Origin of the sequence: Streptomyces roseofulvus (genome assembly GCF_039534915.1) — a bacterium.
GTDB classification, from domain to species: Bacteria; Actinomycetota; Actinomycetes; order Streptomycetales; family Streptomycetaceae; genus Streptomyces; species Streptomyces roseofulvus.
This window is the reverse complement of the sequence record NZ_BAAAWE010000001.1, coordinates 3,849,694-3,871,087: the sequence shown is the minus strand read 5'-3', so window position 1 is coordinate 3,871,087 and position 21,394 is coordinate 3,849,694. Positions and strand designations below refer to the sequence as shown.

Annotated in this window: 22 protein-coding genes and 1 tRNA gene; 15 read left to right on the top strand and 8 right to left on the bottom strand. The window is 73.5% G+C overall.

The window, feature by feature from the left end; translation table 11 throughout:
- Window positions 1–99: 99 nt before the first annotated feature.
- Complete coding sequence (locus tag ABFY03_RS17740) at window positions 100–987, top strand: glycoside hydrolase family 19 protein (RefSeq protein WP_346170335.1); 888 nt, start codon at window positions 100–102, stop codon at window positions 985–987.
- A gap of 16 nt (window positions 988–1,003) precedes the next feature.
- Here ABFY03_RS17740 and ABFY03_RS17735 read toward each other — a convergent pair whose 3' ends face one another.
- A complete protein-coding gene (locus tag ABFY03_RS17735) occupies window positions 1,004–1,858 on the bottom strand; it encodes a hypothetical protein (RefSeq protein WP_346170334.1) in 855 nt (284 codons plus the stop codon).
- A 187-nt stretch (window positions 1,859–2,045) separates the two neighbouring features.
- On the opposite strand from ABFY03_RS17735, the gene ABFY03_RS17730 reads away from it, so the two are divergent.
- The 3 genes from ABFY03_RS17730 to ABFY03_RS17720 all read left to right on the top strand — a co-directional run bounded on the left by ABFY03_RS17730 (window position 2,046) and on the right by ABFY03_RS17720 (window position 5,010).
- A complete protein-coding gene (locus ABFY03_RS17730) occupies window positions 2,046–3,407 on the top strand; it encodes an aspartate aminotransferase family protein (RefSeq protein ID WP_346170333.1) in 1,362 nt (453 codons plus the stop codon).
- 126 nt (window positions 3,408–3,533) lie between these two features.
- On the top strand, window positions 3,534–4,247 hold the full coding sequence (locus tag ABFY03_RS17725) for a GntR family transcriptional regulator (protein WP_319009136.1): 714 nt from the start codon (window positions 3,534–3,536) through the stop codon (window positions 4,245–4,247).
- A gap of 112 nt (window positions 4,248–4,359) precedes the next feature.
- The gene (locus ABFY03_RS17720) at window positions 4,360–5,010 is read left to right on the top strand and encodes a hypothetical protein (protein WP_319009137.1); all 651 of its coding nucleotides are present in this window, start codon (window positions 4,360–4,362) and stop codon (window positions 5,008–5,010) included.
- Window positions 5,011–5,119: 109 nt separating this feature from the next.
- Here ABFY03_RS17720 and ABFY03_RS17715 read toward each other — a convergent pair whose 3' ends face one another.
- The gene (locus ABFY03_RS17715) at window positions 5,120–5,824 is read right to left on the bottom strand and encodes an SLATT domain-containing protein (RefSeq protein ID WP_234338260.1); all 705 of its coding nucleotides are present in this window, start codon (window positions 5,822–5,824) and stop codon (window positions 5,120–5,122) included.
- A gap of 289 nt (window positions 5,825–6,113) precedes the next feature.
- Between ABFY03_RS17715 and ABFY03_RS17710 the strand changes: the two genes are divergently transcribed.
- The 6 genes from ABFY03_RS17710 (at window position 6,114) to ABFY03_RS17685 (ending at window position 11,580) form a co-directional block, all read left to right on the top strand.
- Window positions 6,114–6,449, top strand: coding sequence for a YbaB/EbfC family nucleoid-associated protein (locus ABFY03_RS17710; protein ID WP_031008790.1), 336 nt, complete (start codon window positions 6,114–6,116; stop codon window positions 6,447–6,449).
- Between the two features lie 58 nt (window positions 6,450–6,507).
- Window positions 6,508–7,107, top strand: coding sequence for a recombination mediator RecR (gene recR / locus ABFY03_RS17705; protein ID WP_319009138.1), 600 nt, complete (start codon window positions 6,508–6,510; stop codon window positions 7,105–7,107).
- Window positions 7,108–7,163: 56 nt separating this feature from the next.
- A complete protein-coding gene (locus ABFY03_RS17700) occupies window positions 7,164–7,832 on the top strand; it encodes a DUF5063 domain-containing protein (protein ID WP_346170332.1) in 669 nt (222 codons plus the stop codon).
- A gap of 135 nt (window positions 7,833–7,967) precedes the next feature.
- Window positions 7,968–9,236 carry an aspartate kinase gene (locus ABFY03_RS17695; RefSeq protein ID WP_319009142.1) on the top strand — a complete coding sequence of 423 codons (1,269 nt, stop codon included), beginning with the start codon at window positions 7,968–7,970 and terminating at the stop codon, window positions 9,234–9,236.
- 551 nt (window positions 9,237–9,787) lie between these two features.
- On the top strand, window positions 9,788–10,336 hold the full coding sequence (locus ABFY03_RS17690; protein WP_346172265.1) for a SigE family RNA polymerase sigma factor: 549 nt from the start codon (window positions 9,788–9,790) through the stop codon (window positions 10,334–10,336).
- A complete protein-coding gene (locus tag ABFY03_RS17685; protein WP_319009143.1) occupies window positions 10,333–11,580 on the top strand; it encodes a hypothetical protein in 1,248 nt (415 codons plus the stop codon). Before ABFY03_RS17690 ends, ABFY03_RS17685 begins: the two co-directional genes overlap by 4 nt.
- 75 nt (window positions 11,581–11,655) lie before the next feature.
- On the opposite strand, the gene ABFY03_RS17680 is transcribed toward ABFY03_RS17685, so the two are convergent.
- Entirely contained in the window at window positions 11,656–12,405 is a 750-nt protein-coding gene (locus ABFY03_RS17680) for an SURF1 family protein (protein ID WP_346170331.1), read from the bottom strand.
- A gap of 93 nt (window positions 12,406–12,498) precedes the next feature.
- Between ABFY03_RS17680 and ABFY03_RS17675 the strand changes: the two genes are divergently transcribed.
- Complete coding sequence (locus ABFY03_RS17675) at window positions 12,499–13,329, top strand: class I SAM-dependent methyltransferase (protein ID WP_319009145.1); 831 nt, start codon at window positions 12,499–12,501, stop codon at window positions 13,327–13,329.
- Here the strand turns inward: ABFY03_RS17675 and ABFY03_RS17670 are convergent.
- Window positions 13,307–13,606, bottom strand: coding sequence for a DUF6191 domain-containing protein (locus ABFY03_RS17670; RefSeq protein WP_319009146.1), 300 nt, complete (start codon window positions 13,604–13,606; stop codon window positions 13,307–13,309). The genes ABFY03_RS17675 and ABFY03_RS17670 overlap by 23 nt on opposite strands.
- A 145-nt stretch (window positions 13,607–13,751) precedes the next feature.
- A complete protein-coding gene (locus tag ABFY03_RS17665; RefSeq protein WP_319009147.1) occupies window positions 13,752–14,780 on the bottom strand; it encodes an Lrp/AsnC family transcriptional regulator in 1,029 nt (342 codons plus the stop codon).
- 196 nt (window positions 14,781–14,976) lie between these two features.
- Here ABFY03_RS17665 and ABFY03_RS17660 point away from each other — a divergent pair, with 196 nt between their 5' ends.
- The 3 genes from ABFY03_RS17660 (at window position 14,977) to ABFY03_RS17650 (ending at window position 17,963) form a co-directional block, all read left to right on the top strand.
- A complete protein-coding gene (locus ABFY03_RS17660) occupies window positions 14,977–16,365 on the top strand; it encodes a tetratricopeptide repeat protein (protein ID WP_346170330.1) in 1,389 nt (462 codons plus the stop codon).
- A 196-nt stretch (window positions 16,366–16,561) separates the two neighbouring features.
- Window positions 16,562–17,575, top strand: a complete 1,014-nt coding sequence (locus tag ABFY03_RS17655) for a YdcF family protein (RefSeq protein WP_319009149.1) — start codon at window positions 16,562–16,564, stop codon at window positions 17,573–17,575.
- A gap of 106 nt (window positions 17,576–17,681) precedes the next feature.
- Window positions 17,682–17,963: a hypothetical protein gene (locus ABFY03_RS17650; RefSeq protein ID WP_319009150.1), complete on the top strand. Its 282-nt coding sequence runs from the start codon at window positions 17,682–17,684 to the stop codon at window positions 17,961–17,963.
- Between the two features lie 24 nt (window positions 17,964–17,987).
- Here the strand turns inward: ABFY03_RS17650 and ABFY03_RS17645 are convergent, their stop codons facing one another.
- Window positions 17,988–19,133 (bottom strand): serine/threonine-protein kinase, encoded by a 1,146-nt coding sequence (locus tag ABFY03_RS17645; protein ID WP_386723685.1) that lies wholly within the window; start codon window positions 19,131–19,133, stop codon window positions 17,988–17,990.
- A gap of 495 nt (window positions 19,134–19,628) precedes the next feature.
- Between ABFY03_RS17645 and ABFY03_RS17640 the strand changes: the two genes are divergently transcribed.
- On the top strand, window positions 19,629–20,507 hold the full coding sequence (locus ABFY03_RS17640; protein WP_319007709.1) for a glycosyltransferase family 2 protein: 879 nt from the start codon (window positions 19,629–19,631) through the stop codon (window positions 20,505–20,507).
- Here the strand turns inward: ABFY03_RS17640 and ABFY03_RS17635 are convergent.
- A complete protein-coding gene (locus ABFY03_RS17635) occupies window positions 20,500–21,210 on the bottom strand; it encodes an alpha/beta fold hydrolase (RefSeq protein ID WP_346170328.1) in 711 nt (236 codons plus the stop codon). The genes ABFY03_RS17640 and ABFY03_RS17635 overlap by 8 nt on opposite strands.
- An 80-nt stretch (window positions 21,211–21,290) precedes the next feature.
- Window positions 21,291–21,364, bottom strand: a tRNA-Pro gene (locus ABFY03_RS17630).
- Window positions 21,365–21,394: the final 30 nt, after the last annotated feature.

The window sequence follows — 21,394 nt, the reverse complement described above, 5'->3', positions numbered from 1 at the left end:
GCGTGCCGGGCCGTCTGTCACGAGTCCTGGTCTAGACCTTGACAGGTACAGACCAGTGCCGCTTCGCTGGCCTTCCCCCCACCGGAAGGACGACAGCGCATGCGACGACGTCTTCTCGCCCTCCTCGCCGCCCTCTGTACGGCGTTCGGACTCGCGGTCCTGCTGCCCGCCACCGCCGGCGCGGCACCCGCCTGCGTCACCGCCTGGAGCTCCGCCCAGGTCTACACGGGCGGCATGACCGCCTCGTACAACGGCCACAACTGGTACGCGAAGTGGTGGACGCAGAACGAGCGCCCCGGCACCACCGACGTCTGGCGCGACGAGGGCGTGTGCGGTACCGACGGCGGTGGCGGGACCCCGGACCCGTCCGGATTCGTGGTCACCGAGGCCCAGTTCAACCAGATGTTCCCGAACCGGAACCCCTTCTACACGTACGCCGGTCTGGTCGCCGCCACCAAGAAGTACCCGGCCTTCGCCGGCACCGGCAGCGACACGGTGAAGAAGCAGGAGGCCGCGGCCTTCCTCGCCAACGTCTCCCACGAGACGGGCGGGCTCGTCCACATCGTCGAGCAGAACACCGCCAACTACCCGCACTACTGCGACGCGAGCCGGCCGTACGGCTGCCCGGCCGGGCAGGCCGCCTACTACGGCCGCGGCCCGATCCAGCTCTCCTGGAACTTCAACTACAAGGCCGCCGGCGACGCCCTCGGCATCGACCTGCTCAACAACCCCTGGCGGGTCGAGCGCGAGCCGGACGTCGCCATGATGACCGGCCTCTGGTACTGGAACACCCAGAACGGCCCCGGCACCATGACCGCCCACAACGCCATGGTCGACGGCGCCGGCTTCGGCCAGACCATCTGGGCCATCAACGGCTCCCTGGAGTGCAACGGCCGCAACCCGGCCCAGGTCCAGAGCCGCGTCACCAAGTACCAGCAGTTCACGCAGATCCTCGGCGTCCCGACCGGCCCGAACCTGTACTGCTAGCCGCCCTGAGGACCCGTCAGTAGACCCGCCAGCTCGCCTTGGCCGCCCAGGTCAGGGCGAGCGTGGGCGCGAAGGCGCCGAGGAACGCGGGCAGCCGGTCGTACCCCGCCACCGGGAACTCCAGCGCCACCGGCAGCAGCAGCACCACCCCGGCCAGCAGGATGCCGAGGGCGGGCAGGTGGATCACCGGCTGGAAGCGGCGCATCCGCGCGAGGTCGGAGACCTCCATGTACGACTTCATGCAGCAGCCGGCGATGATCACCCACGGCCAGACGAAGATCACCGACATCCAGGTCAGGAACGTCGTGTCCCCGTCGACCCGGTCGTGCTCGCTCACCGGCCCGTCCGAGGCCCCCGGCGCGTAGTACACCTCCAGCTGCGTGCCCGGCGCGGGCGGCTCGGGCGCCGTGGAGTACTCCTCCACGGTGACCTCCCGGGCCCCGTCCCGGAACGGCACCCGCACCACGACGTCGCTCAGGTAGTACGGATCGTTGTCCTCGCCCTCGGGCACGTACTCGGGCTTCCCCGCCAGCCGCACGACCGGCACCGTGTACTGCCCGTACCCCGCCGCCTCCATCCGCTCCTCCCACCGCCCCCGCTCGGCGCTCGGGGTGAACAGCAGGAGGAAGGCGGCGACGGTGGACACCGGGACCCCGAAGGCGAAGAGGTACGGCAGCACCCTGCTGTCCGGCCGGGCCTTGCGCGGCGGCGCGTCCAGGTGCCCCTTCCCCCGCACCCGGTACGAGGCCACCACCCACCCGACCGCGCAGAGCGCCGACACCCCCGCCAGCGCCACCTCCGGCACCAGCGGCGGGTACGCGGACACTCCGGCCACCGAACACCCCACCGCGCCGACCGCGCTGACGACCATCCCCCACCCGAATCCCCTACGTGTACATGGCGCGCAGCATAAGCGCCGCACGACCGGAACACACCGGCCCGCCGGCACGACGAAATCCGCAGCCGCCCGCCCGGCAGAGCACAGTGTCGCGTCCGGCGCGCTCTCGGTGGACAAGATGGTGATGGCCGCCCCACCTGCGGTTCCTTACAGTCGGGGCATGACCCCTCATGTCGTACCCGACCCCCAGGCCGGCGCCGCCGTCAAGGCCGCGGACCGCGCGCACGTCTTCCACAGCTGGTCCGCCCAGGGCCTGATCGACCCGCTCGCCGTGGCCGGCGCGGAGGGGTCGTACTTCTGGGACTACGACGGCAACCGCTACCTCGACTTCACCAGCGGCCTCGTCTACACGAACATCGGCTACCAGCACCCCAAGGTGGTCGCCGCCATCCAGGAGCAGGCCGGGAAGCTCGCGACCTTCGCGCCCGCCTTCGCCGTCGACGTCCGCTCCGAGGCCGCACGCCTCATCGCCGAGCGCACCCCCGGCGACCTGAACAAGATCTTCTTCACCAACGGCGGCGCCGAGGCCGTCGAGAACGCCGTCCGGATGGCCCGGCTGCACACCGGCCGCCACAAGGTGCTCTCCGCCTTCCGCTCGTACCACGGCGCCACCTCCACCGCGATCAACCTCACCGGCGACCCGCGCCGCTGGGCCTCCGACACCGGCTCCGCCGGCGTCGTGCGCTTCTGGGCGCCCTTCCTCTACCGCTCGCCGTTCTACGCCGAGACCGAGCAGCAGGAGTGCGAGCGCGCCCTCGCGCACCTGGAGGACACCATCGCCTTCGAGGGTCCCGGCACCATCGCCGCGATCATCCTGGAGACGGTCCCCGGCACCGCCGGCATCATGACGCCGCCGCCCGGCTACCTCACCGGCGTCCGCGAGATCTGCGACAAGTACGGCATCGTCTTCGTCCTCGACGAGGTCATGGCCGGCTTCGGCCGCACCGGAAAGTGGTTCGCCGCCGAGCACTTCGACGTCGTCCCCGACCTGATGACCTTCGCCAAGGGCGTCAACTCCGGCTACGTGCCGCTCGGCGGCGTCGCCATCAGCGAGAAGATCGCCGCCACCTTCGAGACCCGCCCCTACCCGGGCGGCCTCACCTACTCCGGCCACCCGCTGGCCTGCGCCGCCGCCGTCGCCACCATCCAGGTGATGGAGGACGAGAAGGTCGTCCAGAACGCCGCCCGGATCGGCGAGAAGGTCCTCGGCCCCGGCCTGCGCGAGCTCGCCGAGCGCCACCCGTCCGTCGGCGAGGTCCGCGGCCTGGGCGTCTTCTGGGCGCTCGACCTGGTCAAGAACAAGGAGACGCGCGAGCCGCTCGTCCCGTACAACGCGGCCGGCGAGGCCAACGCCCCGATGGCCGCCTTCGGCGCCGCGGCGAAGAAGAACGGCCTGTGGCCCTTCGTCAACATGAACCGCACCCACGCCGTCCCCGCCTGCAACGTCTCCGAGGACGAGGTCAAGGAGGGCCTGGCCGCCCTCGACGCCGCCCTCACCGTCGCCGACGAGCACACGGTCTGACGTCCCACCCGTCGGACGGCACCCCGCCCGACGAGGGCCGCGCAGGGGCTGTGACAAGGGCCTCCTCCCGAGGGACCGGGTCTGGACTAGAGTCTTCCGGAACCTCATGGAGGGGGCCCCATCCGCATGCCCGGCACGCCCGCGAACAGCGCCGTCACCCGCAGCACCCTCAGCCGGCAGATCGCGGACGCGCTCCGTGACGAGGTCCTCGCGGGGCGTCTCCAGCCCGGCCAGGAGTTCACCGTCAAGCAGATCGCGGAGCAGTACGGCGTCTCCGCCACCCCCGTGCGCGAGGCGCTCGTCGAGCTCTGCGCCGAGGGCCTGCTCGACTCCGACCAGCACCGCGGCTTCCGCGTCCACCGCTTCTCGGTGGCCGACTACCGGGCCATGGTCGAGGCCCGGATGCTCGTCGTCGACGGCATCTTCCGCCGCCACGTCCCGCGCGACCGCGCCCCGCTCCCCGAGCCGGACGCCGGCATCGGCGTCGTCCTGGTGTCGATCCGCCGCCGGGGCGAGGCCGCCGCCCGCGCCGCCCGCGCCGGCGACCTGGACGTCCTCATCGGCTACGACCTCCGCTTCTGGCACGAACTGGGCCGGCTCGTCGCCCGCAACGAACCCATCGCCGGCTTCCTGCACCGCCTCCGCGTCCAGGCCTGGGTCTTCTCCGTGCCCTACCTGCGGGCCGAGCGCGAACTCCACGGCTGGCTCTGGTCCGGCCACGTGGAGCTGATCGACGCCGTCACCCGCGGCGACGCCGAGGGCGCCGTCGGAGTCGTCCGCGCCTACAACGCGCACTCCCTGGAATGGGCCGACCGCCTGGAGGCCCGGATCGGCCGGTGACCCGCCGCCGGGTTGAGGCCCGGCTTCCCGGGGCAGGTCCTCCTCGGGTGGGCGTCGTCGGCGCCGCCGACTACCCTGGCCCTCCCCGGAACTGACGGAGAGCGAGCCTCCCTTGGCCTGTGACCTGTGGCTGGTCCCCCTCGTCGACGTGCTGTGCCACAGCCCCGACAACCCCTTCGCCGAAGACCTCGCCGCCTACGACGCCGTGCTGAGCGCCTCGGGCCTGCCGACCGTGCCCGTGTACGCCTACATGCCCGGGCTCTCCGGCGACGTCGCCCCCGTCGCGGGCTTCGACTACGAGGCCCTGCACTATCTGCGCCGCGCCTACCTGCTGGCGATCTGCGGGCTGCCGGTCGAGCCGGTCGGCGAGCTCGGCGGGGACTACGAGCAGCTCCTGGAGATGTTCGAGGCGACCGCCCAGCAGTCCCACCTGGTCTGGCACTACGACCACGCGGGCGCCTACGTGCCGGTCGACTTCCCGGTCCCGCTCTCCAGCGACGAGCTGCTCGCCGGTGGCGGCCCGCTCGGCTCCTCGTACGGGCTGCTGCGGGAACTGGAGTTCGTCGCCCCGGCCCTCGGCATCGACCCGGCGAACCCGCCGGCCGCCCCGGCCCCGCCCGCCCGGCCCACCGAGCTGGAGGAGCCCGCGGCCCCGCTCCCGTACGACGACGGCCCCTTCGCCCGGGAGCGGCACGTCTGGCTCGGGCTGCACGCGGCGGCCACCCGCAGCCTCGCCCAGGGCTCGATGATCATGCTGAGCTAGGTCGTTTCTTTCGGATCAGGCCGGATCAGGGAGCGTGCGTGCCAGGCGTCGCGAGCCCGGCATGATCCGGAAGAGACGGCCTAGGCCCTGTCGCCGGCCCCGGAGCCCCTCAGCGGGCCTCCGGGGGCCGCTGGCGCGGCATGTTCGGCCGGGTGCCCGGCGGCAGCGGGAAGCGCCCGGACGGATGCGCCGTCTCCGGCCGGGCCGGGACGACCCCGACCGACTGGAGCGCCAGCGGCGCCGGCCCCGAGCGGAACTCGACCATCCAGTCCGCGGTCTCCGCCCGCACCAGCTCCGTGACGTCCTCCGAGAAGCGGCGCAGCACCCCGAGGCACCGCTCGGCCGCCTCGCTGGCGGTCCCCTCGGTCGGCCCGAGGACCTCCCGCACGCTCTCCGAGGCCCAGTCGAACTGCAGCGCCTGGAGCCGCCGCTGCACGGCCTGGGCCGTCGCCACGTCCCTTATCCAGCCGGACGTCAGCCCGAAGTACCGGTCGCAGGCCAGACAGGCCGCGCCGAGCAGCAGCGAGAGATAACCCCAGCCGGCCGTGCCGTGGGCGACCCCCGTCAGGTCGAGCAGCGGCAGCGCCGCCCCGGCGATCACGCCGAGCGCGGTGCCGATCCGCAGGGCGCGGGCGCAGCGGCGCTTCCACACCCGGTCCGAGAGGTACCACTCGGCGGTGCGCAGGGCGTTGGACTCCACCCACCGGTAGAGCTCGTCGAGACGCTCCGCGGGCTCCCCCCAGTCGCCCAGGGGGAAGGGCTTCCCCGTCAGATCTCTGTCGACGGCTTCCCCGGGCTGCCCCGGCGGCTGCATCTCCGGCTGGTGGCTCACCGGGGGACTCCTCTGCTCAGCCCAGCGTTCGTGTCGCTCGTGTCCTTCTGTGACGTGCGGTGCACGTGGTGCCTGCCCTTCCTACCGCCGAATGGTGGGCGATGGGCCCGGAATCCCGGGATTTCCGCCCGCAAGAGGGTGTTGATCAGGTAGAGGAGCCCGCAGTTTCTCACCCGAAAGAGTTGTCGCGGCAGGCCGGTCCGTGACCGCGTAGGCTCGGAACACCGGTACCCGACGGGACCGACCCGACCTTTCGACACGAGGAGTGACCGTGATCCCCGGTGGCGGCCAGCCCAACATGCAGCAGATCCTCCAGCAGGCGCAGAAGATGCAGCAGGACCTCGCCCGCGCCCAGCAGGAGCTCGCCGCGACCGAGGTCGAGGGCCAGGCGGGCGGCGGTCTGGTGAAGGCCACCGTGACCGGCTCCGGCGAGCTGCGCGCCCTGGTCATCGACCCGAAGGCGGTCGACCCGGAGGACACCGAGACGCTGGCGGACCTGGTCGTGGCCGCCGTCCAGGCCGCGAACGACAACGCGCAGCAGCTCCAGCAGACCAAGCTGGGCCCGCTGGCGCAGGGTCTGGGCGGAATGCCGGGCCTGGGCTTCTAGCGAGCACTTCCAGCCACTACCGTAAGAAGGCAAGAGCACACCCGGAAAGGGCGTTCCGTTGTACGAAGGCGTGGTCCAGGACCTGATCGACGAGCTGGGCAGGCTGCCCGGCGTCGGTCCCAAGAGCGCGCAGCGGATCGCCTTCCACGTCCTCCAGGCCGAGCCGACGGACGTGCGCCGGCTGGCCCACGCGCTCCTGGAGGTCAAGGAGAAGGTCCGGTTCTGCGCGGTCTGCGGGAACGTGGCACAGCAGGAGCAGTGCAACATCTGCCGCGATCCGCGCCGGGACCTGTCCGTCATCTGCGTGGTCGAGGAGCCGAAGGACGTCGTCGCGATCGAGCGGACCCGCGAGTTCCGGGGGCGGTACCACGTCCTCGGCGGCGCGATCAGCCCGATCGAGGGCGTCGGTCCGGACGACCTGCGGATCCGGGAGCTGCTCGCCCGTCTCGCGGACGGGGAGGTCACCGAGCTGATCCTGGCGACCGACCCCAACCTGGAGGGCGAGGCCACCGCCACGTACCTGGCCCGGATGATCAAGCCCATGGGGCTGAAGGTCACCCGGCTGGCCAGCGGTCTGCCGGTCGGCGGCGACCTGGAGTACGCCGACGAGGTGACGCTGGGCCGTGCCTTCGAGGGGCGGAGGCTGCTAGATGTATGACGACCGGGCGCGGGAGGACCGGGCCGGTGCCGGTGAGCTCTCAGGGAGGCTCCTCGATGTCTGACCCCACGCTCCACTCCGTCACGCAGAACCCCGACGACTTCGCGGTCCAGATCGCGGACTCCGTCGAGAGCTTCATCGTCGCCACGACCGAGGTCGCCAAGGGCGACGAGCCGGACAGCGCGGTGCCCTTCCTGCTCCTGGAGATCTCCCAGCTGCTGCTGGCCGGCGGCCGGCTGGGCGCGCACGAGGACATCCTCCCGGACGAGCGGTACGAGACGGACGCGGGCCCGGAGCCGGACGTGGACGAGCTGCGGGAGCGGTTCGCGGTCATGCTGGAGCCGGTGGACGTCTTCTCCGAGGTCTTCGACCCGTACGAGCCCCGCAAGGCGCCGGTCCCGGCCCGCATCTCGGACAACCTCGCCGACATCGTCGCGGACCTCCGCCACGGCCTCGCCCACTACCGGGCCGGCCGGACCTCGGAGGCCCTGTGGTGGTGGCAGTTCTCCTACTTCTCCAACTGGGGCCCCACCGCCTCCGCCACCCTCCGCGCCCTCCAGTCCCTGGTCGCCCACGTCCGCCTGGACCAGCCCCTGGCGGCCCTGGACGGGCTGGACACGGACGAGGACCTCACCGAGGACGACCTCGCGGAGGAGGCCGGCCGCGTGATGCTCCAGGAGATCGCCGGCCCCCTGGGCCTGAGGGCCCGCCCGTCCGCGAAGTAGCGGGCGGTCGTCCGGTTTGATCATTCCTTGAGCGTCTCGTCTCAGGATGTGATAGCGGGTCGGTGTTTTTCGGTCGCTCGTTAGACTGAGCCGACCGCAGCACGGGCTGCGGCACCGACCGAGCGAGGAGCGCACGTGGGCCTTGTCGTGCAGAAGTACGGAGGCTCCTCCGTTGCCGATGCCGAGGGCATCAAGCGCGTCGCCAAGCGGATCGTGGAAGCCAAGAAGAACGGCCACCAGGTGGTCGTCGTGGTCTCCGCGATGGGCGACACGACGGACGAGCTGATCGATCTCGCCGAGCAGGTTTCTCCCATGCCTGCCGGACGTGAGTTCGACATGCTGCTGACCGCCGGAGAGCGGATCTCCATGGCCCTGCTGGCGATGGCGATCAAAAACCTGGGCCACGAGGCCCAGTCGTTCACCGGCAGCCAGGCGGGTGTCATCACCGACTCGGTCCACAACAAAGCGCGCATCATCGATGTCACGCCGGGCCGGATCCGTACCGCCCTCGACGAGGGCAACATCGCCATCGTCGCGGGCTTCCAGGGCGTGTCCCAGGACAAGAAGGACATCACCACGCTGGGCCGCGGCGGCTCCGACACCACGGCCGTGGCGCTCGCCGCCGCGCTCGACGCCGAGGTCTGCGAGATCTACACCGACGTCGACGGCGTCTTCACCGCCGACCCGCGCGTGGTGAAGAAGGCGAAGAAGATCGACTGGATCTCCTTCGAGGACATGCTGGAGCTCGCCGCCTCCGGCTCCAAGGTGCTGCTGCACCGCTGCGTCGAGTACGCACGCCGCTACAACATCCCGATCCACGTCCGCTCGTCCTTCTCCGGACTCCAGGGCACGTGGGTCAGCAACGAACCGACAGGGGACAAGGTGGAGCAGGCCATCATCTCCGGTGTCGCCCACGACACCTCCGAGGCGAAGATCACCGTCGTCGGCGTGCCGGACAAGCCGGGCGAGGCCGCGGCCATCTTCCGGGCCGTCGCGGACGCCGAGATCAACATCGACATGATCGTGCAGAACGTGTCGGCGGCCTCCACCGGTCTCACCGACATCTCCTTCACCCTCCCCAAGGCCGAGGGCCGCAAGGCCATCGACGCCCTGGAGAAGGCGAAGACCGCGATCGGCTTCGACTCGCTCCGCTACGACGACCAGATCGGCAAGATCTCCCTCGTCGGCGCCGGCATGAAGACCAACCCGGGCGTGACCGCGGACTTCTTCCGCGCCCTGTCCGACGCGGGCGTCAACATCGAGCTCATCTCCACCTCGGAGATCCGCATCTCGGTCGTCACCCGCGCCGACGACGTCAACGAGGCCGTGACCGCCGTCCACTCCGCCTTCGGTCTGGACAGCGACTCGGACGAGGCCGTCGTCTACGGCGGCACCGGGCGCTGACCCCGCCGCCCCTTCGTCCCACCCACCGCGCCCGGCCGCTTCCCAGCGGCCGGGCGCGGTCGTCGTATCCGATTGCGGTGACTTCGTGGGTTCTGTGAACATCCTGTGAGCAATTCGGCGGCGGAACCCCCTTGAACTGCGGTGATGTGGTGTCGGACGATGCTCTTCCCCCTTGCTGCAACTAGTAGTTGGGCGGGGCGCGTCTCCGCGTTCACCCACGGACGTGGTGCGGAGCATGCGAAGAAACGGGGCAAAGGGGGAGAACGGTTACGCATGAGGACGATCTGCACGCCGCCGAGAACGGCGGGGTACGCGTACAACCATCGCGGGGGAACAAGAGTCCAACTGGCGTGGCAGACGTACTCGACATCCCTGCGCTCTCCCCGCTCCGCGGGGTCCGCACGGCCGTGCTCCCCCTCCGGGGACCCGGTGGCGTCCCCGCGCCCGCGCGCGGGTCGGCGGCCCGCCCGCCCGTACGTCCGCGCCCTCTCGACGGGCCTCCGGTGACCACCGTCGTGCCCACCGAACCCCGCGCGGGCGGTGTCAGCGGCATTCCCGCGCCCCGCAAGGCCGCCGACGCCACCACCGGCGCCGCCACCACCGGCGCCGGCACCACCGTCGACCACCTCACCGAGACCTACCGCGCCCACTACCGGTCGCTGCTCGGCCTCGCGGCCCTCCTCCTCGACGACACCGCCTCCTGCGAGGACGTCGTCCAGGAGGCGTTCATCCGCGTCCACTCGGCCCGCCGGCGCGTCCGCGACCCCGAGAAGACCCTCGCCTACCTGCGCCAGACGGTGGTCAACCTCTCCCGGTCCGCGCTGCGCCGCCGCATCCTCGGACTCAAGCTGCTGTCCAAGCCGATGCCCGACATGGCCAGCGCCGAGGAGGGGGCGTACGACCAGCTGGAGCGCGACGCCCTCATCAAGGCGATGAAGGGCCTCCAGCGCCGCCAGCGCGAGGTCCTCGTCCTGCGGTACTTCGCCGACATGACGGAGGCCCAGGTCGCCGAGACGCTCGGCATCTCGCTCGGCTCGGTGAAGGCGTACGGTTCCCGCGGGATCGCCGCCCTGCGCGTCGTCATGGAGGCGAAGGCATGAGCGCCGAGCGGGAGAACGACCGGGAGCAGCAGGAGCACGGCGAGGAGCGCCACGACCCCGACGAACGCAGCGGACGCGCCTTCGAACAGGGACGCGTCGGACGTGACGACCTGAGTGGACGACTGATGATGGACTTCGACCCCGGACCCGGCGAGGACGACGGCGAGGACGAGCTCGCGCTGCGGCGCCTGCTCCACGGCGCCGTCGCGGGCCTCGAACCGTCCACCGAGGCCCTCGACCACCTGCGGCACGCCGTCCCCGCCCGCCGCGCCCGCAAGCGGCAGGCCCTCGTCGGCGCCGCCGCCGCCGCGGTCCTCGTCGGCACCGCCGTCCCCGCCCTCGTCCACGTCGCCGGCTCCCCCGGCGTCACCGCCGCCCACCCGGCCCTCGCCGGCCACGGCGAGCAGGCCCAGGGCGGCACCGGCGCCGAGGCCGAGGGCCCGGCCGCCACCAAGGCGCCCTCCGTCAAGGTCTCGCCCACCACGGAACCCACCAAGGGCTCCCCGGGCAAGAACGGCGACCACCCCGGCCCCCGGGGCACCCCGACCGCCCCCGGCACCGCCGCCGGCTCCGGCACGGTGCCCAGCTGCGGCCGCGGCACCCTCCAGTCGGCGGGCGCGTACAACAGCGGCCCCGACGCCACCGGAGTCGTCTACGGCGGCTTCACCATCGTCAACGCCTCCCAGGAGGCGTGCGTCGTCGACGGCGACGGCCTGGTCGGCGTCGCCACCGTCGGCTCCGCCGACCCCGGCCGGATCGCCGTCGCCCGGCACACCAACGGCGACCCGGCGACCGGCCTGCCCGACCCCTCGGCCGAGTCCGCCTCGGTGCTGCTCCAGCCCGGCGGCTCGTACCAGGTGAAGTTCGCCTGGGTGCCGAGCGAGACCTGCCCGACCGGCGGCGGCACCACGCCGCCGGTCACCCCGACGCCGACGGAGCCCACCCCGACGCCGACCGAGCCGACGCCCACGCCGACCGAGCCGACGCCGACGCCGACCGAGCCCACGCCCACGCCCACCGAGGGCGGCGAGGGCACCGACCCCGGCGGAACCGAGACCGGCGGCGGCACGGAGACCGGCACCGGCACCGACTCCGGCGTCAGCACCCAGCTCCTGCGCGCCCAACCGGGCAAGGGCGGCGTCACCGTCAGCCACACCGCGGAGCCGGGCGACCCCACCGTCACCACGACTCTCGGCGACGCCTGCGCGGGCACGGTCTACCGGACCGGCCTGCTCCAGAACTGAGGACGCGGACACACGCGGAAGGGGCCGGGAGATCGCTCTCCCGGCCCCTTCCGCCGTATGCGGGAAGCCCGCCCGTCAGGACGCGGCCAGGCCCAGGTCCTCGTCCCGGGCCGCCTCCTTGTCCCGGCGCAGCAGCCGGAACCACATGAACACCACGAAACCGCCGAAGACGAACCACTCCGCCGTGTAGCCGAGGTTCTGGAACGCCTTCGCGTCCAGCCCCGTGCCCGCCGCCGCGGCCGCCGGCACCGGCGTGAGACCGGCCGGCGCGTCGGTGAGCGTGATCCACGCGTCGTACACGTCGTCCGTCACCACGTTCACCAGCGAGGCCGCGCTGATCATGCCCAGCTGCCCCTCCGGCAGCCCGCCGGCCGTCCGCACGCCCTTCGTGCCCTGGTTCTCCGACGCCTGGAGCGCGCCCACGACCGTGACCTCGCCGGACGGCACGGGCGGCGCCTCCGCGCCCGCCGGGAGCCAGCCCCGGACGACCGGCAGCGACCGCCCCTCGTCCGTCCGCAGCAGCGTCAGCACGTACGCGCCCGGCCTGCCGTCCAGTTCCCGGTCCGGCACCAGGAACTGCTCCCCGTACCGGCCGCTGGCCTCCGCGGCGCGGCCCGAGGTCTCCTTGTCCACCGGCAGCAGCTCCGCCAGTGGCTCGGCCCGCTGCGCGCTCGCGTCGGGCTTCCGCTCCGCCTCCTGGTGGGAGTCGACGCGATCCTCGAACTTGCCCAGCTGCCAGGTCCCCATGAAGACGCAGAAGGGGACGGCCAGCAGGACGAAGAGATTGATCCCCCACCAGCGGGGGGTCCTCAGGAACCGGTACACGCCCCCCACGGTACGGGGACGGGCCCGGAGCCCCGCCGGGAGGGCACCGAATACCCGTTCGCGCCCGGGTGACCGGCTCGTTAACCTCGCCGCATGTACTCCCCGACCCCCGACGACTGGCACGAGGCCAACCGCGCCCGCTGGGACGAGCGCGTGCCGATCCACGCCGCCAGCGAGTTCTACGACCTCGACGCCTTCCGCGCCGGCAAGGACGCCCTGCGCGACTTCGAGCTCGCCGAGGTCGGCGACGTCACCGGCCGCAGCCTCCTGCACCTCCAGTGCCACATCGGCCTCGACACCCTCTCCTGGGCCCGGCACGGCGCCGCCCGCGTCGTCGGCCTCGACTTCTCGGAGCCGGCCGTCGACACCGCCCGCTCGCTCGCCGCCGACCTCGGCCTCGGCCCCGACCGGGCCGCCTTCGTCGCCTCCGACGTGTACGACGCCGCCGAGGCCGTGCCCGACCGGGCGTACGACATCGTCTACACCGGCGTCGGCGCCCTCTGCTGGCTGCCCGACCTCGACCGCTGGGCCGAGATCGCCGCCGCGCTCGTCGCCCCCGGGGGCTTCCTGTACGTCTCCGAGTTCCACCCCCTCGCGGACTCCTTCGACGACGAGACCGGCAGCACGCTCGTCCACGACTACTTCGTCCGCGACCCCTGGGTGGACACCACCCCCGGCACCTACGCCGACATCGACGCGCCGACGGTGCACAACCGCAGCGTCGAGTGGGTGCACCCGGTCGGCGAGGTCGTCACCGCGCTCGCCAAGGCCGGGCTGCGCATCGAGTTCCTGCACGAGCACGACGTCACGCTCGTCCCCCGCTACGCGACCCTGGAGCGCCACGAGGACGGCTACCACCGCTTCCCGGCCGGCCGCCCCCGCGTCCCGCTGATGTACTCGCTCAAGGCGTCGCGTCCGGCCTGAGCCGGATCACCGCCCGGCCGCCCGCCAGATCCACCGTGGTCCGGCGCGGCGGCGCGCCGTCCTCCTCGTCGTCCCGGAGCAGCAGGGCGCTCTGCCGCTCCTTCAGCTCGCTCTGCTTCCCCGGCGAGAAGGTGGCGTGCAACTGCTCGAAACCGGTCGACGAGACCGTGCCCCGGCGCTTCCCGCGGCCGGTCATGCGCAGGAACTGGTCGGCGAAGGCCACGACGGTCAGCAGGATGACCAGCCCGGGCAGCGTCACGAACACGGCGAACTCCATGAGCCCAGGAGACCACGCGGCCCGCGCCGCCCGAAAGGGACCGGCTCGGACACCCCCGGTCCGCGTGCGCCCGCTACGGCTCCGGTCCGCGCGTGCCTCCCACGGCTCCGGTCCGCGCGCCCGCGGCGCCAGGTGGTTCTCCGGGTCACGCCTCCGGCTTGACGTGGTGCATCCGGCGCCCGTCCGGGCCGAGTACCTGCGCGCCGATCTTGTACGTGCGCAGGCTGACCGCCGTCCCGGTGATCCGCAGCGCCGGCGCGGTCCGGACCAGCCCCGCCGCGACCTCGTGCAGCTCCTCGACCGAGCCCAGCCACATCGCCACCACCAGGTTGTGCGGCCCGGTCACCGAGGTGATCACCTGGGTGCGCCGCACCCGTGTCAGCGCCGCCACCGTCGACGCCTCGTCCAGCGGCGCCACCTGCGCCGTCACCATCGCCCACACCGGACGCCCGGAGAACCGCGGCGCCGGCTGGCAGTGGTGGTGCAGCGCGCCGCCCGCCGACAGGACCTCCAGCCTGCGGCGTACCGTCGACTCGCTGGTTCCGCACTGCCGGGCCAGCTCGGCGGCGCTGCGGCGGGCGTCCCCGGCCAGCTCCGCGACGAGCCGCCGGTCCAGGTCCGTCACCTGGGGGACCACGCGCGCGCGTGCCCCGTCCCGCCGCTCCAGGGCGGTGACCTCCGCGAGCAGCCGGGCCTGCGCGGGGGTGAGCTGCTCGACCCGCGAACGGTAGGGACGGTTGTGCATGCGCGTGACGACCTGCGTACGGGCCCGGAGCACCCCGGGCAGCCGGCGCACCCGGCCGGTGACATAGGCGTCGAGCGCGGGCAGGTCCGGCGCGATCAGCAGCAGGACCAGGTCGGCGCCGCCGGTCACCGCGTGGACGCCGAGGGTGCCCGGGTCGCCGCACAGCTCGACCGCCGTGGCCTCGGTGGTGCCGGCGGTGCACTCCAGCTCGACCCAGGCGTACAGGGCGGCCTCGGCGCCGCGCCGGGCGATGAGCATCGAGGTCCAGGCGTAGCCGCCGGCGGTGAGGTGCTCCCAGCGGCGGGCGAGGGTGTCGGGTCCGGCCCCGAGGACGGCGGACAACTGGGTCCAGCTCGCCCGCGGCAGTATCTGGAGCGCGTGGATCAGTGACATATCCGCCTCGCCCAGGACGGATTCCCCGGTGCGCATTTTCCTCCTTGGCCGATCCCCGGAAAACCTTGGTCGTGGCCCCGAGAGCACCCCAGGATGTGGACCAGGGCATATGCATTCAAGCCGCCTCGGCGCTCGATGGCCATGTATTCGGCCAACGTCACAGTGACGGCGCGCGGCGGGCCTGGCCATATCCGTGGAAACGGGGACACGGGGGATGACGAGCATGGGGCGAGTGGCGGGAGAACCGCCCGCGTACGAGGTGCTGTGGGGCGAGCAGGTCGGCGCCGACCAGCTCGCCGCCGCCGAGCGGGGGTACGCGGCCGCGGGCCCGGCCGAGCGGCTGCTGTGGGAGCGGCTGTCGGTCTTCGAGGGCGCCTTCGACCGGCGGGCGGTGGAGGAGGTCTGCGGATACGGGGCGCTGGCCGCCGTCGACGTCGGCACCGTCCTGGACCGGCTGGCGCCCCGGGCGCTGCTGCCGGTGGACGACCTGTTCGACGGGGAGGACGGCGGGCCGCGCCACTGGATGCCGCACGCGATGCGCGCGGTCGGCGCCCGTCGGCTCACCGCCCGCGGCGACCGCTGGATCGTGGTCCTGCACCACCGCACGTGGTGCGTGAAGGTCGCCCGGCGGGCCGCCGAGTGGTGGCAGCGGGGCCGCCAGCTGGACGCCCGCGACCTGGCGCTGCGCGAACTCCCCGACCTGGCCGCCGCCATGGACCCGACGACGGCGGCGGCCGCGCCCGGCGACGAGGCCGCCGCGTCCCTGGAGATCGCCGTCTCGCTGTGGTTCCTGTGGGTGGCCTGCGGGCGGGGCACCGAGGGGCGGACCCGGCTGCGGCACGCCCTCACGCTGCACCCGGGCCCGCCGCCCGCCCGGGCGCTGTGGCTCGCCGCCTTCCTGGAGCTGGAGTCGGGCCGCCCCGAGGACGCCGATCCGCTGCTCGTGCGGGCGTGGGCGAGCGCGGTACGGGACGGGGACGAGCGGTGCCTGGGGCTGCTGGCCCATCTGCGCGGCTCCATCGCCCTCTACCAGGGGCGCACCCGGGCGGCGGCGGACGAGTTCCGGGAGGCGCTGGCGCAGATCGGGGACGTGCCGGACTTCGGCCCGACGCGGGAGGCGTGCTGGGCGGCGCTGGCGCTCTGCTTCAGCCGCACCGACCCGGAGGCCGCGCAGGAGGCGCTGGACCAGCTGGAGCTGGACGGGGCGGGCCGGCGGACCTGGGCGGGCCGCGACGTCTTCGCCGACGCCTGGGCGGACCACGCCCGGGCCGAACTCCTCGCCTGGGACGGGGAACGGGGCCGGGCCGCCGAGCTCGCCCGCCGGGCACTGGGCGAGCACCTGCGGCTCGGATCCGCGGTCGGCGCCGCCTGCGCCGCCGAACTCCTGGCCCGCATACGGCTGCTGGACGGCCGCCCCGACCGGGCGGCCCATCTCCTGGGCGCCGTCGACCTGTTGCGGGCCGCCGCCTTCGACACCTCCTACCGGCCGGCGCGGTACTGCACGGCGGCCCGGTCCCGCAGCGACGCGGCGCTGAACGCGCTGCTGGACGCCCCGGAGCTGCGGGAGGCGTACGAAGAGGGGGCCAGGAAAGGGCTGTTCGCCCTCTCCCGCGAACGCTGACGACGGCGCCGAGAGCGGCGCCGAGAGCGGCGCCGAGAGCGGTGCCGACAGCGGTGCCGACGGCCGGCGTCGGCGGCCGGCGCGGACGGCCCGGCGCTTCACCCGTGCGGGGTGGGGACGGTCGGCCGCCGAGGAGTTGTCCACAGCTTTGTCCGGGGGCCGTTCCGCTGCCGGGTCCGCTGCCTACGATGACGCCATGATCGCTTTCGCGGTGTCCGCCCTCTTCCTCCTCTGCTTCGGGGTCGGCGTGCTGCGCGACCGCCGCCGCTTCGGGAACGCGGTGTACCTCGGTCTCGCCGTCACCTTCCTCGGCATCGGTCTGCTCTCGGCCGTCGACGACCTGCCGCACGGTCTGACGGAGACGGTCCTCGTCCTGCTCCTGCTGGTGCTCTGTCTCGGCCCGGTGGTCCTCGCCGGGCTGCTCTGCGCCAACGGCGTCGAGATGGTCCGCAAGGAGGGCAGACGCCCGGCCAATCTGCTGTCGCTCCTGGCCGGCCTCGGCATCTTCGGGGTGCTCGGGCTGACGGCGGTCGCGGTCCTCCTCCGCTCCCGGGTCCTCGGCATCGTGTCCGTCACCCTGCTGCTCGTCCTCGGCTATGTCTCCTTCCTCTTCCTCTGCTTCGTGGGGTACGCGTTCCTGTACGGACGGATGCGGTTGCGCCGGGACGCCGGCTTCGTGGTGGTGCTGGGCTCCGGGCTGATCGGCGGCCGGCGGGTGCCGCCGCTCCTGGCGAGCCGGCTCGACCGGGGGCGGGAGGTGTACGAGCGGCTGGCCGCGCGCGGCGGGGACGGGCCGCCGCTCCTGGTCACCTCCGGCGGCCAGGGACCGGACGAGGAGCTGCCGGAGTCCCACGCCATGGCCGCGTACCTGGTGGAGCGGGGCTTCCCGGAGGACCGGATCATCCGCGAGGACCGCTCCCGCACCACGGAGGAGAACCTGCTGTTCAGCAAGGAGTTGATGGAGGCGGAGCGGCCGGACGCCGGCTGCGTCGTCGTCACCAACAACTTCCACGCCTTCCGGGCTGCGCTCATGGCGCGGAAGGCCGGGGTGGACGGCCAGGTGGTGGGCTCGCCGACCGCCGCGTACTACTGGCCGAGCGCCACGCTCCGCGAGTTCGCGGCGGTCTTCCTGGAGTACCGGGCGGTCAACCTGACGGTCTGCGCCGTGCTGGTCGGCATCGGCTGCCTGGGGCTCCTGGTCACCCGGTGACGGCCGGTCCGGAGGGGCGCGCGGGCCCCGGCGTCCCTACGCTGGAGGGACGGAGGTGTCCGCAGGCGCCGGAGGCGGCGTCCGGAGCCCGCCGCGGAGGTGACCCATGAGGCGACGCCACCACTTCCACATCGACTACCGGGGCCATTCGGTCTCGGCGACCGTGGAGACCGGTATGCGGCCCGTGGTCGAGGTGCTGGTCGACGGGAAGGAGACCGGGCACACGCCGGCCGAGGGCGACCGCCCGGTGGCCGTCCCGGTCGAGCTGCCGACGGACCCGCCGACACCGGCGACCGTGCGCGCCACCGCGGGCCCGGGCGTGCCCCGCTGTGTCCTCATCGTCGAGGGGGACCCCGACGCGCACGTGATGGCGCCGCGGCTGTACTGAGGCGGCGCGGCCCGGGCGGCCGGATCAGGACAGCCAGGCCATGCCGATGAAGAGGAAGACCACGAAGGCGACGACGCCGGCGACGGCGGCCGTCTTGCGCGGCCGGCGGCGGGACAGCTCGGCGAGCGCGCCCCCGGCGGACCCGGAGCCCCCGCCCCGCTCGCCCGCCCGGCGACGGGCCCCGCCCCCCGCGGCGGCCACGGCCGTCGGCGCGGACCCCGGCCCGGCGGGGTAGGAGGGGGAGCGAACGGAGGAGGAGGGGGTGGGGGAGGGGGGACGGGGGGCAGGGGGCCGGGGAGCGGGCATGGCGGCCGGCGAAGCACCGGGCGCGAGGTGCCCGGGCGGCGCCGCCTGGACCGGCGGGGTGGGGACGGTCCCGGGCATGGCCGCGGCGGCGGGGCGGGGCGCGTACTCCCGCCAGGCGCCGGAGCCGAACCAGTCGGCGATGGCCTGGGCGGGCGGGCGCTGCTCGGGCTGCTTGGCGAGCAGGCTCAGCAGGTACGCCTCGAAGGCGGGGGTGAGGACCACCCCGAGCCGGCTCGGCGGGGTCGGCGCGCTGTCGATGTGCTGGTACAGCAGGGCCGTCGCGGTGTCCGCGCGGAACGGCGGGTGCCCGGTGAGCAGCTGGTAGAGGACGCAGCCCAGCGAGTACACGTCCGAGGCGGGGGAGGCGGGCTTGCCGAGGGCCCGCTCCGGGGCCAGGTAGAGGCCGGTGCCGACGATCTGCCCGGTGGTGGTGAGTCCGGCGGAGGGGTCGTCGACGAAGCGGGCGATGCCGAAGTCGGCCAGTTTGACCGTGCCCTCGGCGTCCATGAGCAGGTTGCCGGGCTTGATGTCGCGGTGGACCACGCCCTGCCGGTGGGCGGCGGCGAGGCCGGCGGCGGCGTGCGCGGCGACCACGGCGACCCGCTCGGCGGGCAGCACCAGGGGGTTGGCGGGGGTGGAGCCGAGGCTGTCGCCCTCGACCAGCTCCATCACCAGGAAGAGCTTGCCGTCCCAGGTGCCGAAGTCGAAGACGCCGACGACGTGCGGGTGGCTGAGCCGGGCGGCGGTCTGCGCCTCCAGGCGGAAGCGGTCGGCGCCGGAGGGGTCGGTGGACTGCGCCAGCATCAGCTTCACGGCGACCGGCCGGCCGAGGACCTCGTCGGTGGCCTGCCACACCTCGCCCATGCCGCCACGGCCGATACACCCGTGAAGCCGATATCGGTCCGCGACCAGCACCAGGAGACGCCCTTTCGACAATCGATCACTTGACGGCAGAGGACCAGGGTAGAGCCGCCGGACACGCGCCCTCGCCGCGCTCCCCCCGAAGCAGAACCACGGCGGAACCGCCGACGTACGCACGGACGCAGCGGAGGCCCCCGGGGGTTCCGCCGCGGACCGACCGATTCCACCCGGCCCCGCCCCGACCCCGCCGACCTCCGCCCGGCCCCGCCCCTGCCCCGCCCCGGCCCCGTCCCGGCCGCGCCGACCTCCGCCCGCCTCCGGCCCCACCTCGCACCTTGCCGCCCGGTCCTCCCTCGCACCCCGCCTCCCACCCCCGGTACCGCCCCGGTACCTTCCGGGTTCCGTCAGGGTTCCCGGAGGGTGAACAATGGGTGCCGTGGGGCCGGCGGGAGCCGGCCCGCACGCGAGACCCGACCCCGAGCTGGAACGGAGTGGACCGTGGCGCGACCGAGAGTGGGCGTGGCGGTACTGACGATGGGCACCCGCCCCGCCGAGCTGGGCGCGCTGCTCGACTCGGTGGCGCGGCAGGACGAGCCCCCCGCCCGGGTCGTCGTGGTCGGCAACGGCACCGGTTCGCTGCCCGAGCTCCCCGAGGGCGTCACCGGGGTGGAGCTGCCCGAGAACCGCGGGGTCACCGGCGGGCGGAACGTGGCCATCGACACCCTGCGCTCCTTCGGTGACGTGGACGTCCTGGTCGACCTGGACGACGACGGCCTGCTGGTCGACACGGACGTCTTCCGCCGTCTGGTGGACCTGTACGAGACGGAGCCCGAGCTCGGCGTCGTCTCCTTCCGGATCGCCGACGAGACGGGCGAGACCCAGCGCCGGCACATCCCGCGGCTCGGCGCGAAGGACCCGATGCGCGGCGGCGAGGTCACCACCTTCCTCGGCGGCGGCCACGGCCTGTCGATGCCGATGCTCGACCGGATCGGCGGCTGGCCGGAGGACTTCTTCTTCGCGCACGAGGAGACCGACCTGGCGTGGCGGGCCCTCGACGCGGGCTGGCGGATCAAGTACGCGCCGGAGCTGCTGCTCCAGCACCCGAAGACCAGCCCGGCCCGGCACGACGTCTACTACCGGATGACGGCCCGCAACCGGGTGTGGCTGGCGAAGCGGAACCTGCCGGCCGCGCTGGTCCCGCTCTACCTGGCGGTCTGGGTCCTGCTGACGGTGGCCCGCACCCGCTCGGCGCGGGGCCTGCGCGCCTGGTTCGCGGGGTTCGCGGAGGGCCTGAAGGCTCCGGCCGGACCGCGCCGCCCGATGCGCTGGTCCACCGTGCTGCGCATGACGAGGCTGGGCCGCCCGCCGATCATCTGAGGCCGCCCTCCAGGAACTCCTCGACGAGGTCCGCCCATCCCTCCGGGTCCTCCCAGAACGGCAGGTGTCCGGTGGCGAGTTCGGCGGTCCTGGCGCCCGGGACGGCGGCGGCGAGCGCCCGCTGACGGTCGGGGGAGACCAGCGGGTCCTCGGCGGTGACGACGACGAGCGCCGGCACCGCCAGCCGCGCCAGGTCCTCCCGTACGTCGATCCGCGCGGCGAGCTCCAGATGGCCGGGGGTCGCGGCGGGCGGGGCGGGCGCCAGCATCAGCATGGCCCGCAGCCGGTCGGGGTCGGTCCGGTCCAGGAAGCTCCCGCCGAGCCCGGTCAGCGCCAGCTGCTCGGCGAGCAGCCGCGGCCGCCCGCTCTCGTACAGCCCCCGCCACACCGAGAGCCCGAGCCGCATCCGGTGGTCGGCCCGCGCGAACGGCGCGGTCAGCACCACGCCCCTGACCCGCTCCGGACACCGCACGGCGAGCCGTACGGCCAGCGGCGTCCCCAGCGAGTACCCGCACACGACGAACGCGTCGACCCCGGCGTCGTCCGCGGCGGCCAGCAGCCCGTCCACGGCCTCGTCGACGCCGCCCCGCCCGGGCAACTCCCCGGCCACCCACCGGAACCGTCCCCCGAGCCGCCGCAGCAACCCGCCGAAGTGCCCCTCGACGGTTCCGCCGGCCCCGTGCACCAGCAACAACCCCGCCATGCCGACCTTCCCCCCACAGGAACAGAGACAGGTGAGGCCGGTACTGAGATCAGTACCGGCCTCACCTGCTGTTTCGGCTGTCGGGGTGGCGGGATTTGAACCCACGACCTCTTCGTCCCGAACGAAGCGCGCTGCCAAGCTGCGCTACACCCCGATGTCGCTGCTCTGTTGTTCTCGTCGCGGC

Bases quoted from the DNA above. Each gene is read 5' to 3' on its own strand.
- ABFY03_RS17665 (WP_319009147.1), bottom strand. From the start codon at position 14,780: ATGCGCACCGGGGAATCCGTCCTGGGCGAGGCGGATATGTCACTGATC.
- ABFY03_RS17645 (WP_386723685.1), bottom strand. From the start codon at position 19,133: ATGGGCGAGGTGTGGCAGGCCACCGACGAGGTCCTCGGCCGGCCGGTC.
- ABFY03_RS17715 (WP_234338260.1), bottom strand. From the start codon at position 5,824: ATGCAGCCGCCGGGGCAGCCCGGGGAAGCCGTCGACAGAGATCTGACG.
- ABFY03_RS17635 (WP_346170328.1), bottom strand. From the start codon at position 21,210: ATGGCGGGGTTGTTGCTGGTGCACGGGGCCGGCGGAACCGTCGAGGGG.
- ABFY03_RS17730 (WP_346170333.1), top strand. From the start codon at position 2,046: ATGACCCCTCATGTCGTACCCGACCCCCAGGCCGGCGCCGCCGTCAAG.
- ABFY03_RS17725 (WP_319009136.1), top strand. From the start codon at position 3,534: ATGCCCGGCACGCCCGCGAACAGCGCCGTCACCCGCAGCACCCTCAGC.
- ABFY03_RS17675 (WP_319009145.1), top strand. From the start codon at position 12,499: ATGTACTCCCCGACCCCCGACGACTGGCACGAGGCCAACCGCGCCCGC.
- ABFY03_RS17700 (WP_346170332.1), top strand. From the start codon at position 7,164: ATGTCTGACCCCACGCTCCACTCCGTCACGCAGAACCCCGACGACTTC.
- ABFY03_RS17740 (WP_346170335.1), top strand. From the start codon at position 100: ATGCGACGACGTCTTCTCGCCCTCCTCGCCGCCCTCTGTACGGCGTTC.
- ABFY03_RS17670 (WP_319009146.1), bottom strand. From the start codon at position 13,606: ATGGAGTTCGCCGTGTTCGTGACGCTGCCCGGGCTGGTCATCCTGCTG.
- ABFY03_RS17685 (WP_319009143.1), top strand. From the start codon at position 10,333: ATGAGCGCCGAGCGGGAGAACGACCGGGAGCAGCAGGAGCACGGCGAG.
- ABFY03_RS17650 (WP_319009150.1), top strand. From the start codon at position 17,682: ATGAGGCGACGCCACCACTTCCACATCGACTACCGGGGCCATTCGGTC.
- ABFY03_RS17655 (WP_319009149.1), top strand. From the start codon at position 16,562: ATGATCGCTTTCGCGGTGTCCGCCCTCTTCCTCCTCTGCTTCGGGGTC.
- ABFY03_RS17735 (WP_346170334.1), bottom strand. From the start codon at position 1,858: ATGGTCGTCAGCGCGGTCGGCGCGGTGGGGTGTTCGGTGGCCGGAGTG.